Annotated in this window: 13 protein-coding genes; all 13 read left to right on the plus strand. The window is 50.5% G+C overall.

Annotation, left to right across the window (positions count from 1 at the left end; all coding sequences use genetic code 11):
- Nucleotides 1–100 precede the first annotated feature (100 nt).
- Nucleotides 101–613: a precorrin-2 dehydrogenase/sirohydrochlorin ferrochelatase family protein gene (locus C8J48_RS03230; RefSeq protein WP_170105108.1), complete on the plus strand. Its 513-nt coding sequence runs from the start codon at nucleotides 101–103 to the stop codon at nucleotides 611–613.
- Between the two features lie 231 nt (nucleotides 614–844).
- On the plus strand, nucleotides 845–2080 hold the full coding sequence (gene ystJ, locus C8J48_RS03240) for an NADP-dependent malic enzyme (protein ID WP_107724932.1): 1236 nt from the start codon (nucleotides 845–847) through the stop codon (nucleotides 2078–2080).
- Between the two features lie 34 nt (nucleotides 2081–2114).
- Nucleotides 2115–2795 (plus strand): FadR/GntR family transcriptional regulator, encoded by a 681-nt coding sequence (locus tag C8J48_RS03245; RefSeq protein WP_107724933.1) that lies wholly within the window; start codon nucleotides 2115–2117, stop codon nucleotides 2793–2795.
- A gap of 211 nt (nucleotides 2796–3006) precedes the next feature.
- Nucleotides 3007–3870, plus strand: coding sequence for an acetyl-CoA carboxylase, carboxyltransferase subunit beta (gene accD / locus C8J48_RS03250; protein ID WP_107724934.1), 864 nt, complete (start codon nucleotides 3007–3009; stop codon nucleotides 3868–3870).
- Nucleotides 3863–4825 (plus strand): acetyl-CoA carboxylase carboxyltransferase subunit alpha, encoded by a 963-nt coding sequence (locus tag C8J48_RS03255; protein WP_107724935.1) that lies wholly within the window; start codon nucleotides 3863–3865, stop codon nucleotides 4823–4825. Before accD ends, C8J48_RS03255 begins: the two co-directional genes overlap by 8 nt.
- A 209-nt stretch (nucleotides 4826–5034) precedes the next feature.
- Entirely contained in the window at nucleotides 5035–5994 is a 960-nt protein-coding gene (gene pfkA / locus C8J48_RS03260) for a 6-phosphofructokinase (protein ID WP_107724936.1), read from the plus strand.
- Between the two features lie 14 nt (nucleotides 5995–6008).
- Nucleotides 6009–7760 carry a pyruvate kinase gene (gene pyk, locus C8J48_RS03265; RefSeq protein ID WP_107724937.1) on the plus strand — a complete coding sequence of 584 codons (1752 nt, stop codon included), beginning with the start codon at nucleotides 6009–6011 and terminating at the stop codon, nucleotides 7758–7760.
- Between the two features lie 340 nt (nucleotides 7761–8100).
- Nucleotides 8101–8541 (plus strand): acyl-CoA thioesterase, encoded by a 441-nt coding sequence (locus C8J48_RS03270; RefSeq protein ID WP_107727560.1) that lies wholly within the window; start codon nucleotides 8101–8103, stop codon nucleotides 8539–8541.
- A gap of 5 nt (nucleotides 8542–8546) precedes the next feature.
- Nucleotides 8547–8945, plus strand: a complete 399-nt coding sequence (locus tag C8J48_RS03275) for an FxsA family protein (RefSeq protein ID WP_107724938.1) — start codon at nucleotides 8547–8549, stop codon at nucleotides 8943–8945.
- 355 nt (nucleotides 8946–9300) lie between these two features.
- The gene (locus C8J48_RS03280; protein WP_107724939.1) at nucleotides 9301–10413 is read left to right on the plus strand and encodes a citrate synthase; all 1113 of its coding nucleotides are present in this window, start codon (nucleotides 9301–9303) and stop codon (nucleotides 10411–10413) included.
- A 51-nt stretch (nucleotides 10414–10464) separates the two neighbouring features.
- Nucleotides 10465–11757, plus strand: coding sequence for an NADP-dependent isocitrate dehydrogenase (gene icd / locus C8J48_RS03285; RefSeq protein WP_107724940.1), 1293 nt, complete (start codon nucleotides 10465–10467; stop codon nucleotides 11755–11757).
- Between the two features lie 206 nt (nucleotides 11758–11963).
- Entirely contained in the window at nucleotides 11964–12902 is a 939-nt protein-coding gene (gene mdh / locus C8J48_RS03290) for a malate dehydrogenase (RefSeq protein ID WP_107724941.1), read from the plus strand.
- A 486-nt stretch (nucleotides 12903–13388) separates the two neighbouring features.
- Entirely contained in the window at nucleotides 13389–13865 is a 477-nt protein-coding gene (locus C8J48_RS03295; RefSeq protein WP_107724942.1) for a hotdog family protein, read from the plus strand.
- Nucleotides 13866–13910 lie beyond the last annotated feature (45 nt).

A 13910-nucleotide genomic window follows, 5' to 3' on the forward strand; every position in this document is an offset into this window, starting at 1 on the left:
CCTCCTTTTGCTTCAGCCGAAGCTTCCGCTCAACATTCCTTTCCAGTTTAGTCCTTTTGTCGATGGGAAAAAAGGGGGCTGCCAAAAAGGAGCGAATACGATGACACCTTTCTGTCCACTCATGGTTGATTTACAAGGAAAACCTGCGGTCGTAGTTGGGGGTGGACGTGTCGCCCTCCGTAAGGTGGAGACATTGCTAGAAGCGAAAGCTCAGGTTACGATCGTTTCCCCGACACTTCAGCCTGAGCTATTGCAGCTGGTAGAGGCAGGAGACGCAGTGTGGAGACGTCAACCTTTTTCTGTTGATGTATTAGAAGAGGCGTGGATGGTGGTAGCCGCCACCGATGATGCTGCCGTAAACGCCCAAGTGGCTTCAGCTGCCGGCAAACGACTGCTGGTCAATGTGGTAGATCAGCCAGAGTTGGGCAATTGTCACTTTCCTGCACTTCTGCGCAGAGGTCGGCTGACGTTGGCGGTATCAACCGGTGGAGCCAGCCCCCGCTTGGCCCAACAGATCCGAGACGGTTGGAAGGAGCAATTTGACGATACATGGACGGAACGATTGGAACGATTATACCAGGAACGGCGCAAGCGACGGGCTTCACGGCGGTGACAGACCTTCGTATATCGCTCGGAGTCTCAAAAAAATCGCTACTCTTTCAGGTCCGATGATTATCGAAATGATGAAAGGGATATTTGAGAGCGAAAACGCCTTTGCTGTGCCACTCAACAAAGGATTTCTCCACATTGCTGTTCTCTTTTTTGTGTCAAACGCATCTGATATAATAAAAATTGATTGAGTGGTCTGACCACTTTTGCCGCAAAATACAAAGGAGTGAAAAGGTTGTCTTCTCTGCGTAACGAATCTTTAGAGCTGCACCGGGAACAACAAGGAAAATTGAGCGTTCAATCCAAAGTGGCTGTCAGCAATGCAAAGGATTTGAGTTTGGCTTATTCACCGGGTGTGGCGGAGCCATGTAAAGAGATCCATACGGATCCAGCCAAAGTTTATGAGTACACGATGAAAGGAAACTTGGTGGCGGTTGTCTCCGATGGGACAGCGGTGCTGGGATTGGGCAACATCGGTCCTCATGCTGCGATGCCGGTAATGGAAGGGAAGGCAGTCCTTTTTAAAGCTTTTGCAGGAGTAGATGCGTTTCCTCTTTGTGTCGATTCATCTGAGGTTGACCGAATTGTGGAAACCGTCAAGCTGCTGGCACCCACTTTTGGTGGGGTCAACTTGGAAGATATCGCAGCGCCAAAATGTTTTCTCATTGAGGAACGGTTAAAAAAGGAGCTGGATATTCCGGTTTTTCACGACGATCAGCATGGGACGGCGATTGTTACTCTGGCGGGATTGATCAATGCCCTGCGAGTGGTCGATAAAAAGATGGATGAAATCAGGGTAGTGGCCAATGGTGCTGGAGCGGCGGGGATCGCCATCATTAAGCTGCTGTTGTCTTTGGGTGTAAAGGACGTCATCATGTGTGACAGTAAAGGTACCATCTATGAAGGGCGTCCCGTGGGGATGAACGCCATCAAAGAAGAGATCGCCCGTGTTACCAACAAAAGTGGAATCAAGGGCAGTCTGGCCGATGCGATGGCGGGATCCGATGTATTTATCGGTGTATCGGTGGCAGGAGCGGTCACACAGGAAATGGTACGCTCCATGAACCGCGACCCCATCATTTTTGCTATGGCGAATCCCGATCCTGAAATCTTACCGGAAGATGCGCTTGCCGCTGGGGCTAAAGTGGTGGGAACAGGTCGTTCCGACTACCCTAACCAAGTGAACAATGTATTGGCTTTCCCTGGTATCTTTCGTGGGGCTCTCGATGTGCGGGCAAAAGCGATCAATGAGGAGATGAAGGTGGCCGCCGCTTACGCTATCGCTGAACTGATCGATGAGCAGGAACTCTCCCCTGATTATGTGATTCCGGCTCCTTTTAACCCGTTGGTTGCTCCGAAAGTGGCAGCAAAAGTAGCACTTGCGGCGATGGAGACGGGTGAGGCCCGCATTCAAGTGGACCCGGAAGCCATTTATGAAAAAACGCTCAACCTTACACGAGGAGATGGATGATCCCTGTTCCTCAGGGGAAGAGGTGTCATGACCAGTGTTTGATGGGACAAGCTCAAAATTTCAATCAATCTTGATCCGAATCAATGAAGTGATTGAACAAGATGGCTTAAAACCGGGAGACCGCATCCCATCGGAACGGGAGCTGGTCTCCCGCTTAAATGCAGGGCGGTCCACGGTACGAGAGGCGCTACGTGCATTGGAACTGCTGGGGATTATCACCACCAAGCGGGGGCAGGGTACGTTTTTGCAACCGCATCAATTCCATCGCTTGGTTGATATACTCTCCTTTTATATCTTGCAGGACGATCGCGCCAAGGACAATTTATTGGAGACACGTGTCATCCTGGAAACTGTGGCTGCTAAAAAAGCAGCGCTAGTGGCGACAGAAGCGGAGATTGCCGCCTTGGAGGAATGTTGGAACGCGATGGAGAAAAGCGTCTACCAAGGGCAGATTCCGATTGAGGAAGATTATGCGTTTCATCACCAATTGATCCAGTCCGCCCATAATTATTTATTGACCCGTATCTGGTATCCGCTGATCCAATATGGAAAAACGGTACGTCAATCGTCTCTGTCGCAACCAAGTCGCCCCCAAAAAGCGCTGGAAGAGCACCGCGGGATTTTGGATGCGGTCAAGCGACGCTGTCCACAAGAAGCGGCAGATCGAATGGAACAACATTTAGCCGCTGCTGGCCTGCCAACTCCTTATGACTGAGACGAGAATTGTGCGGGTCCCAATCAACCCATGGCGTTGATCAGACGCCTGCGTTGCGGACACGATTCCCACTATGCTATGATGACTAGCGATGGTAGATCGGTAATAATAGCAATCCAAACCACTTTTGCGACGGTACGTGTTGGAGTAAAATAGAGCGAACAGATTTGCCAAGACCATTATGATTCGGCCGGGATGAGGTGTTTTTTTCGTGTTCAAGGGTATATTTCGAAAGCAAAAAAAATATGCGACCATCCCTTCTGAGCAAGCTAAACGGGACATCCCGGAAGGGATTATGCAAAAGTGTCCCCGTTGTGGTGCGATCAGTGTCACAAAGGAACTGGAGAAGAACTGGAAGGTTTGCAAAAACTGCGATTATCACCATGCGCTGTCCGCCCGTGAACGGATTGGGATCACGGTAGATGAGGGGCGCTTCTTTGAGTTTGATGCCGAACTGGTGTCGGAAGATCCACTCCATTTCCCTCATTATCTGGAGAAGTTGAAGAAGGATCGGGAGAAAACGGGGCAAAATGAAGCAGTGGTTACTGGGGAGTGTACCATCGGTGGCTACCCTGCAATCATCGGTGTGATGGATTCCCATTTTCGTATGGGCAGCATGGGCTCTGTCGTCGGTGAAAAAATTGCGCGTGCCGCCGATCGCGCTGCGACCAAACGATATCCTTTTATTTTATTTTCCGCTTCCGGTGGAGCCCGCATGCAAGAAGGGGTCCTCTCTTTGATGCAGATGGCTAAAACCAGTGCGGCCCTGGAACGGTTGCACCGGGAACGACTGCTGTTTGTTTCCATTTTGACCAATCCTACCACTGGGGGTGTTTCCGCCAGCTTTTCTTCCCTGGGTGATTTAAACATCGCTGAACCGGAAGCGCTGATCGGATTTGCCGGACGACGGGTGATTGAGCAGACCGTACGCCAAAAACTGCCCGATGATTTTCAGACGGCAGAGTTTTTATTGAAACACGGTCAGCTGGACCAAGTGGTGCATCGCTCCCGCATGCGGGATACCTTGATACAAATTTTGGACTTGCATACGGATGGGGGGGAGAACAATGAATAACGGACAATTGTCTTTTGAGCGTCCGTTGGTGGACCTGCGGGACAAGATCGCCGAATTGGAGCAATTCAGTAAAGAGAAGTCGATCGATCTCTCCCTCGAAATTGAGAAACTACAGGAAAAAGCGCGACGGATGGAGGAAGAAATCTACGGTAATCTGACCACTTGGCAAAAGGTACAGATTGCCCGCCATGCTTCACGACCCACTACATCGGATTATATCCGCTCTCTGTTTACGGATTTTATGGAGCTACACGGGGATCGCCTGTATGGCGATGATCCTGCCATCATCGGGGGGATCGCCAAGCTGGACGGTCGTCCAGTGACTGTGATCGGACATGAGCGGGGCAAAGATACAAAAGACAAAGTCGCCCACAACTTCGGTCTTCCTCATCCCGAAGGGTATCGGAAGGCACTCCGCCTGATGCAACAAGCGGATAAGTTTGGACGGCCGATCATCTGTTTTGTAGACACCCAAGGCGCTCACCCTGGGGTTGAAGCGGAAGAGCGGGGGCAAAGTGAAGCTATCGCCCGCAATCTACGCGAAATGGCAGGCTTTCGTGTGCCCATCGTCTGCGTGGTGACCGGTGAAGGCGGAAGTGGTGGTGCGTTGGCCATCAGCGTGGGCAACCGTTTGTTGATGTTGGAGCACGCGTATTACTCCGTGATCTCCCCGGAAGGGGCGGCGGCCATTTTGTGGCGGGATGCAGCCAAAGCGCAAGAAGCGGCGGAGGCGTTAAAAATTACGGCCCAAGACTTGCACGCACTCGGCGTGATCGACACGGTCATTCCGGAACCTAAAGGTGGCGCCCATAAGGACCCCGCTGCCCAGGCACAGGCGATTAAGAAAAATATTCTCGCTACCCTGGACTCCCTCACTGGAATGGATGGGGATGCGTTGGTGTTGGATCGGCATAAAAAATTTGAGAAGATCGGGGTTTACTCCACCGTGGGTTGAATTTTTCAACCACGGCTCTCTTTTTGTCCCGCATGGACGAAAATCGTCCCGGAGGGTGGAAAGACAAGGGCAGAGAGTGTCGGGTGAATGAGATCCTTTGCGTGACAAGAGATCGAAGGCACTTTATCTCCCGATCACCCTGGTAATGATGACTGCTCTTGCTTGAAAAAGAGAGAATTGATTGATCCGTATAGGAGAGGTGAAAGTAGATGAAACGTATTGCGGTTTTAACCAGTGGAGGCGACTCACCAGGGATGAACGCCGCCATTCGCGCTGTTGTCCGCAAAGGTCATCACCATGGTTTAGAGGTATGGGGCGTGCGTAGAGGGTATACCGGGCTGATCCAGGGCGATATGATCGAGATGAGTCTGGGATCGGTGGGGGATATTATTCACCGTGGTGGGACGATACTACACAGTGCCCGCAGTGAAGAATTTAAAACAGCACAAGGTCAGGAGCAAGCGGTAGCCAATCTGAAGCAAAAAGGGATTGACGGATTAGTCGTCATCGGCGGCGACGGCAGCTTTCGCGGGGCGCAGAAGCTGACGGAACGCGGATTCCCCACTGTGGGTGTTCCCGGCACCATCGACAATGATATTCCCGGCACCGATTTTACCATCGGCTTTGATACCGCCGTCAATACCGTAATCGACTGCATTGACAAGATCAGGGACACCGCTACCTCCCATGAGCGCACCTATATCGTGGAGGTGATGGGGAGGGATGCCGGCGATATCGCGATTTGGGCCGGCTTAGCCGATGGGGCTGAATCGATTCTAATCCCAGAGGCGCCCTATCAGTTGGATCAGATTGTGGAACGCTTGTCCAGGGGGAGCAAGCGCGGGAAAAAACACAGTATTATCATTGTGGCTGAAGGCGTCGGTTCCGCGGTAGAAATCGGCCGTCAGATCAAAGAGAAAACGGGGTCTGAAACCCGTGTAACCGTGCTGGGCCATATTCAGCGCGGCGGTTCCCCTACCGCCCATGATCGGGTTTTGGCAAGTCGGATGGGTGCGGAAGCGGTGGATCTTCTGCTACAGGGAAAAAGCGATTATATGGTGGCGATCCAAGCCAACCAAATTACAGGGTTGCCTTTTGAAGAAGCGTTTGCGATGAAACATCAACCGGATATGTCCATATACCATTTGGCCGAAATTTTGGCGATCTGAAAGGAAGGACATCGATGCGCAAAACAAAAATCGTATGTACGATCGGTCCGGCGAGCGAAGATCTGGATACACTCAAAAGTCTCATCCAAGTGGGAATGAATGTGGCTCGGCTCAATTTTTCCCATGGGGACCATAACGAGCATTTACAAAGAATTAATCGCATTCGCCAAGTGGAAAAAGAGCTGGGTACGCGCGTGGCACTGTTGCTGGATACCCGTGGACCGGAAATCCGTACAGGGGAATTGAGTGTTGATCAGTTGGAGTTGGAAACCGGTGCTGACTTTACATTGACCACAGAGATCATTCAAGGTGATAGCACCAGAGTTTCCGTTTCCTATTCTGGATTGGTCCATGATGTTGCACCCGGTTCCATTATTTTGATTGATGACGGGTTGATCAGTCTCAAAGTAAAAGAAGTGGCGGGAACGGAAATCCATTGCCACATCATGAACGGAGGTCCCTTGAAGAGTCGGAAAGGGGTTAACGTTCCCGGCGTTTCTGTCAACCTTCCGGGAATTACGGAGAAGGATGCCGCTGACATTCGTTTTGGTATTGAACAGGGAGTCGATTTTATCGCGGCATCCTTTGTGCGAAAGCCGGAAGATGTGCTGGAGATTCGTCAAATTCTGGAGGAATACGGAGCCGATATCGCTATTATCTCCAAAATTGAAAACCGTGAAGGTGTGGAAAACCTGGAATCGATCTTGTCGGTATCCGACGGGCTGATGGTTGCTCGAGGTGACTTAGGGGTGGAGATTCCCGCCGAAGAGGTGCCGATCGTTCAAAAGGAAATGATTCGCTTATGCAATCGCCTGGGTAAACCGGTGATCACAGCGACACAAATGTTGGACTCCATGCAACGCAATCCTCGTCCCACCAGGGCTGAAGCGAGCGATGTAGCCAACGCCATCATCGATGGCACCGATGCGATCATGTTATCGGGTGAAACGGCGAGTGGCCGGTATCCGCTGGAAGCGGTGCAAACGATGGATCGGATTGCCTCCCGCACGGAAAGTTCTCTAAAATATCGAGACCTGTTTCGAGAACGGATCGAAGAAACGGATGTCAGCATCCCCGATTCCATCAGCCAAGCGGTTGTTCATACAGCCTGGACGCTGAAATCATCGGCCATCATCACATCAACCGAAAGTGGACGCACCGCCCGGATGGTTTCCAAATATCGTCCCCAGGCTCCGATTGTGGCGGTAACGGTCCATGAATCCGTTTTGCGTAAATTGTGTTTAATTTGGGGGGTTTACCCCTTGTTGGGTAACTTGGTTACCTCCACTGATGAAATGCTGAAATCCGCCATTACGGCTTCACTGGAATCCGGATATGTACGGCATGGAGATTCTGTCGTCATTACTGGTGGCGTCCCTGTGGCTCAATCGGGGACGACCAACCTGATGAAGGTTCATGTGATTGGGGATGTGCTGGCCAAGGGCCAAGGGGTAGGTAAAAAAGTGTTGACGGGGAAAGTGGTGGTTGGCACCAGCCCGCAAGAATTACGCGATAAAATGACGGATGGCGCCATCTTGGTCACCCGTAGCACAGATAAGGATATGATGGACTCCTTTGAGCGAGCGGCCGCAGTGATTGTGGAAGAGGGAGGACTGACCTCCCATGCGGCAGTGGTGGGCCTCAGCCTTGGGATTCCCGTTGTAGTTGGAGTGCAAGATGCGGTTCGGTTATTTCAAGACGGCATTGAAGTAACCGTCGATGCGGAGAGAGGCCATATCTATTCTGGTAGAGCCAATGTATTATAACGCTCACAATAAAGAGGCGCTGATGGGAGATACCCTGTCAGCGCCTGTTTAAACGCTAGATGATACCGAGTTTCGGAAATATCCACCAACGGAGCCGTCTACGTCGTTTTTTTCGCTTTGACAGCTTCATGTTTGCTTCACCTCATTCCTTCTTACCGTACAGGATCCGTATCTTTTGTTTCTATAATATCCATAAGTAGGAGGTTTGGCTATTCACAGTATGTGTGATGGTTACCGGAAATATGTAAAATTCGGGGCGATCGCTGAAGAAATTCGTCCATCCTCCCCTTCTCTGCTATAATGAAAATTAATTTCAATTGTGGAGGCAACCAGAGTGCCGATGAATGAACCTTTTCATGAAGAGCGATTCCAGGTGCGATATCAGGAAACCGACCAGATGGGTGTCGTTCATCACAGCCAGTATGCGGTCTGGTTTGAGGTGGGGCGAATTGGATTGATTGATCGCCTGGGGTTATCCTATGGAGAGCTGGAGAAAAAGGGGATGCTCCTACCCGTGGTCGATCTTCGTTGTCGATATGTGGCCTCTGCCAGATTTGGCGATGAAGTCGGGATTCGCACACAGGTGGATGAAATCCGGGGACCCAAATTGACGTTTGCATATGAAGTGGTGCGGGTGGGTGACAAACAGCGGTTGTCACACGGAAAAACCATTCACCTATGGGTTGATGGCAACATGAAGCCCTTTGATTTTGAGCGTAAGCAGCCCGATATAGCGAGATGTTTACGCAGGTTTGCCCGCAGCAGTGAAAAAGGAGAGTGAGGGACATGGCGTTTCGGATCATGATTCTTTTGCTGATTATTGTTCCGGCGCTGGAAATTTGGGGGTTGATCACTGTAGGGGGATGGATCGGCCCATGGCCCACGGTATTGTTGGTGATCGCCACGGGTGTCGTCGGCGGTTATCTGGCTAAATGGCAGGGACTGCAAACCTTGCGATTGGCACAGATCCAGCTGCGAAATAATGAACTGCCCGGTGAAGCGATTCTGGACGGCATCTGCATTTTGTGTGGGGGGCTGTTACTACTAACTCCCGGTTTTTTCACAGATATAGTTGGATTTTTCCTGTTAATACCCTATACCCGTGGGATGATAAAGGTGTTCATCAAGAAAAACCTAACCCGTATGATGCAAAACGGGACGATTGTATGGGTTTCCCGACGCTAAATACCCCCTATGATTTCCTGTAAAATGTATATAAAAAGCAAATAAAGGGAATTTTTAATGCCGATTTCGAAAAGCGGTTCCAAGGTCTGCAACAGATCGGGTGAATCATGCGTTTTTTTGTGGTAAACTGAAGAGGGCGATACGGGGCACGAAAGGCTTTCGTAATGGAATCGTGGACGCTCATAAGGAATGAACGGTTCTTTTACAAAAAGTTTTGCAACGCGTAGTCACTTTTTTGAAGTATGAAGAAAAGTAAGCGCTTTGCATTCATGATTATATGGAAAACGTTTTTTCATTTTCCCGACTGTCCGGCCTGATGTAGTGCCCAAGCACCATATAGAAAAGGAGCGATTATATGACGGTTGCCAAAGGATTGGAGGGTGTCGTTGCTCTTGACTCAAAGATCAGTTCCATTGTGAATGGTGTACTTACTTACCGCGGCATCGATATCGATGATTTAGCCGAAAACTCAAACTTCGAAGAAGTATCCTTCCTTCTTTGGAATGGACGGCTACCCAAACAGGACGAATTGGATGTGTTAAAACAGCGGTTGGCATCCGAAGCTGCGTTGCCTGAGGGCGTAGTGGAGCAGTTAAAAGCATATCCACAAAATGCTCATCCCATGTCTGCCCTTCGCACCGCCGTTTCCACCCTGGGTTTGTACGATGGACGCGCAGATGAAATCAGTGAAGAATTAAATCTTGATAAAGCGATTAGCCTGACGGCCAAAATGCCGACGATTGTAGCGGCTCTGTTTCGCATCGGCAAAGGGGAAGAGCCGGTAGCGCCACAGGAGCATCGAGGCTTTGCGGAAAACTTTGTCTATATGCTCCATGGGCAGGAACCGGATGCGGTTGCGGTGAAGGCGATCGACAAAGCTCTGATTTTACATGCCGATCATGAGCTAAATGCCTCTACCTTCGCCGCCCGGGTAACGACGGCTACCTTATCGGACTTGTATTCTGCCATTACTACGGCGATTGGTACATTGAAAGGGCCCTTGCACGGTGGTGCCAATGAAGGCGTGATGGCGATGCTGGAGGAAATCGGCAGCATCGACAAAGTGGAAGCGGTTATTAACCGGAAGTTGGAAAACAAAGAAAAAATCATGGGCTTTGGCCATCGTGTTTACAAAGACGGCGATCCGCGGGCAAAGCATTTGCGCGAAATGTCCCGTCAGTTGGCTGAACAGACCGGAGATGCGAAATGGTTTGAGATGTCGGTTCAAATTGACGACCTCATTCAACATGAAAAGGGATTAAAACCCAATGTGGACTTCTACTCCGCTTCCACCTACCATTACTTGGGTATCCCCCGCAATTTGTTTACGCCTATTTTTGCAATCAGTCGTGTGTCTGGATGGACTGCCCATGTGTTGGAGCAGTACAGTGACAACCGTCTAATCCGGCCGCGGGCCGATTATGTTGGACCGGTCGACGTTTCCTACGTGCCTATCGATCAACGCTAAATCTGCGATACCATGCCCATTCCAATTCGCAACTAAAAAAGGAGTGTTATTATGGCGCCGTTGGAAGCACCGCAACGTGGAGAAAAAATTACCCTTCAAAATGGTGAGCTTCAGGTTCCTAACAATCCGATCATCCCGTTTATCGAAGGGGATGGAACGGGTCCCGATATTTGGGCGGCTGCCCGTCGTGTGCTTGATGCTGCAGTGGAAAAAGCATACGGCTCCACCAAAAAGATCGAGTGGTTTGAGATCTATGCTGGCGAAAAAGCGTACAATCAGCACGGTGAATGGTTGCCTCAAGAAACCCTGAAAACGATTGAGGAATATTACGTTGCGATCAAAGGGCCGTTGACCACCCCGGTGGGTGGAGGCATTCGCTCCCTAAACGTCGCTCTGCGGCAAGAGTTGGATTTGTTTGTATGTGTGCGGCCGGTCCGTTATTTCAACGGAGTCCCCTCCCCAGTGAAGCGGCCGGAAGATGTCGATATGGTGATTTTCCGCGAAAACTCTGAAGATATCTATGCAGGTATCGAGTGGGAGGCAGAATCGGAGGAAGCGCAAAAAGTAATCCGTTTCCTGCGTGAGGATATGGGTGTGAAAAAGATCCGCTTCCCTGAAACTTCTGGTATCGGTATCAAGCCTGTTTCTCGTGAAGGAACGGAGCGGTTGGTCCGGTCTGCGATCCAGTACGCTTTGGATCATGGTCGCAAAAGCGTCACATTGGTGCATAAAGGAAACATTATGAAATTCACGGAAGGTTCCTTTAAAAATTGGGGCTATGAATTGGCTGCCCGTGAATTTGGCGATAAAGTGTTTACCTGGGTGCAATATGACGAGATCAAAGAGAAAGACGGGCTGGAGGCTGCCAACCGAGCACAGGCGGAAGCGGAAGCCGCCGGCAAGGTTATCGTCAAGGACTCGATCGCTGATGCATTCTTACAACAGATTTTAACCCGACCGGCCGAGTATGATGTAATCGCTACTCTTAACCTGAACGGCGATTATGTTTCCGACGCTTTGGCTGCACAGGTAGGTGGGATCGGGATTGCACCGGGTGCCAACATTAACTTTGAAACTGGGCATGCCATCTTTGAAGCGACTCATGGCACCGCACCCAAATATGCGGGATTAGATAAGGTAAATCCGGGGTCTGTGATTTTATCCGGTGTGCTGATGCTGGAACATTTGGGCTGGCAAGAAGCAGCGGATCTCATTTATGGTGCGATGGATAAAACGATCGAGCAAAAACACGTTACCTACGATTTCGCCCGGTTGATGGAAGGGGCAACAGAATTAAAGTGCTCCGAGTTTGCTACAAAACTGATCGAAAATTTATCGCGCTAACCCCCTCTGCATACTACCTTCCACATGTACCGTAGGAAACTACGGGAAATTAAGCTCGTGGAGAGGACTCGTTGGAGACTCGATGAATCGAGAAGCTCTACCACTTACCTGTGAGCAGTTCACAAAACAATCAGTGGGGGAACAACAGCCCCCCACTGATTAAGTTTTACTCATCATTTCAACAATCGTTGAGGAGGACGCACATCATGTCGATTCGCAGAAAGAAAATTTCCATTATCGGCAGCGGCTTTACCGGTGCCACCACTGCATTGATGCTGGCACAAAAAGAGTTGGGAGATATCGTGCTGGTCGATATCCCGCAAGCGGAAGGCCCGACCAAGGGAAAAGCGTTGGATATGGCGCAAGCGGGTCCGGTAGAGGGGTTTGATGCTCAGGTTACCGGGACCGTCGATTATAAGGATACCGCTGAATCTGACTTGGTGATCATCACTGCGGGGATTGCTCGTAAGCCGGGAATGAGCCGGGATGACTTGGTGAGCACCAATGCCAAGGTGATGCGTTCGGTTACTGAGCAAGTGGTGAAATACTCCCCGAACTGTACAATTCTAGTATTGACCAATCCGGTGGATGCGATGACATATGAAGTGTTCCGTACCTCCGGTTTCCCCAAAAACCGCGTGATCGGTCAATCCGGAGTGCTGGATACCGCCCGTTTCCGCACATTTGTGGCGCAAGAGCTGAACCTGTCCGTCGAAGATGTAACCGGTTTTGTGTTGGGGGGACATGGTGACGATATGGTGCCGCTGGTCCGTTACTCTTATGCCGGTGGGATTCCATTGGAGAAGTGGTTGCCCCAAGAGCGCTTGGACGCCATCGTAGAGCGCACCCGTAAAGGGGGCGGCGAGATTGTGGGCTTGTTAGGTAACGGTAGTGCTTACTACGCCCCCGCCGCTTCTCTGGTGCAAATGGCAGAAGCGATCTTAAAAGACAAACGCCGCGTATTGCCGGCCATCGCTTATTTGGAAGGCGAATACGGATACAAGGATATGTATCTCGGTGTTCCTGTTGTCTTGGGTGGAAACGGCTTGGAACAAATCATTGAGCTGGATCTGACAGAAGAGGAAAAAGCAGCTCTCGACCGTTCTGCCGATTCGGTACGTAGTGTAATGAAGGTACTGGGTTAACGGGAGATCGAGTGTCCTATCAACAAAGGTTGTTCAGGCGGTCGGGAGTGGATTTCCGCCTTTGATCCATGCGTGGCAGAGTCGCTCATTCGGAAGTCCATCCCTCCCAAAATACAATCAAAGATACCCGATGGGACATCTAGGCTGAGCAGGGGGCGGTTTTCAACTTGCTGTTGGCAAACGCTTGAGGGAGTGTCGAGGTGGTGATCCCAATCCACAGTCGCAATGCTTCCAGGTTAGCCGGAGTCGCTTAATGCCTCCCATAACTTCGCTACCTTCTGACCCTTAAGTGTGTTGGTTACATCTGGGCCCGCAAGCCGGGCCCTTTTTACATCGGAGAAGGCGGCTCCCTCTTTATCTGATATGGAAGTTCAATCCCACCTCTTCTGACTGGTTCAACCTGCATCGATAAAGAAGCCACCTCACTGCTTGAAATTTTAATCAATACACGTTTAAAATGAAAGCGCATACAAAAGGAGGCTTATTATGTTTTCCGGAAAAAAGCGAAAAGCGCAAGTGGAGTGGAAAGATGTCAACCTGGGTGAAACGGATGAATCGATTCGGCAGGTGGACGGGCGGGATGTGTTTTTGTATCTGGGGGTAACGGAAGATACCAACCCGTTGTATTCACAATCCGGATATGCAGAGCAAACACCCTACGGGCAGGTGATTGTGCCGCCGGGGCTGCTGTTGGGGTGGGTGTATAGCCGTGTATCAGAACGATTGCCCGGTCCGGGAAGCCGAGTGATCGGACAGCGGATCACCTTTCCACAAACAGCGCACGATGGAGCGAAGATTCGATTGCAGATGGAAGTGATGGGCAAGGATGATGAGAGTCGTCTACTCACCCTGGCGATTGCAGGGGAAGATGAAGAGGGACGTAGGGTGATGGAAGGGGAGCTGGATGTGATCGGCCCTCCTGTGATGAATGACTTATTTCGTGATACCTATAAAAATTTTTAACCCACCTAAACAGAGACTCGCTCATTGGAGTGAGCTTTTTTTGTA

Origin of the sequence: Desmospora activa DSM 45169, from assembly GCF_003046315.1 — a bacterium.
In the GTDB taxonomy this organism is placed as follows: Bacteria; Bacillota; Bacilli; order Thermoactinomycetales; family DSM-45169; genus Desmospora; species Desmospora activa.

What these genes read in the sequence shown, in the direction of transcription:
- C8J48_RS03230 (WP_170105108.1), top strand. Translation starts at nt 101, where the DNA reads ATGACACCTTTCTGTCCACTCATGGTTGATTTACAAGGAAAACCTGCG.
- C8J48_RS03255 (WP_107724935.1), top strand. Translation starts at nt 3,863, where the DNA reads ATGAATAACGGACAATTGTCTTTTGAGCGTCCGTTGGTGGACCTGCGG.
- pfkA (WP_107724936.1), top strand. Translation starts at nt 5,035, where the DNA reads ATGAAACGTATTGCGGTTTTAACCAGTGGAGGCGACTCACCAGGGATG.
- pyk (WP_107724937.1), top strand. Translation starts at nt 6,009, where the DNA reads ATGCGCAAAACAAAAATCGTATGTACGATCGGTCCGGCGAGCGAAGAT.
- C8J48_RS03270 (WP_107727560.1), top strand. Translation starts at nt 8,101, where the DNA reads ATGAATGAACCTTTTCATGAAGAGCGATTCCAGGTGCGATATCAGGAA.
- C8J48_RS03275 (WP_107724938.1), top strand. Translation starts at nt 8,547, where the DNA reads ATGGCGTTTCGGATCATGATTCTTTTGCTGATTATTGTTCCGGCGCTG.
- C8J48_RS03280 (WP_107724939.1), top strand. Translation starts at nt 9,301, where the DNA reads ATGACGGTTGCCAAAGGATTGGAGGGTGTCGTTGCTCTTGACTCAAAG.
- icd (WP_107724940.1), top strand. Translation starts at nt 10,465, where the DNA reads ATGGCGCCGTTGGAAGCACCGCAACGTGGAGAAAAAATTACCCTTCAA.
- mdh (WP_107724941.1), top strand. Translation starts at nt 11,964, where the DNA reads ATGTCGATTCGCAGAAAGAAAATTTCCATTATCGGCAGCGGCTTTACC.
- C8J48_RS03295 (WP_107724942.1), top strand. Translation starts at nt 13,389, where the DNA reads ATGTTTTCCGGAAAAAAGCGAAAAGCGCAAGTGGAGTGGAAAGATGTC.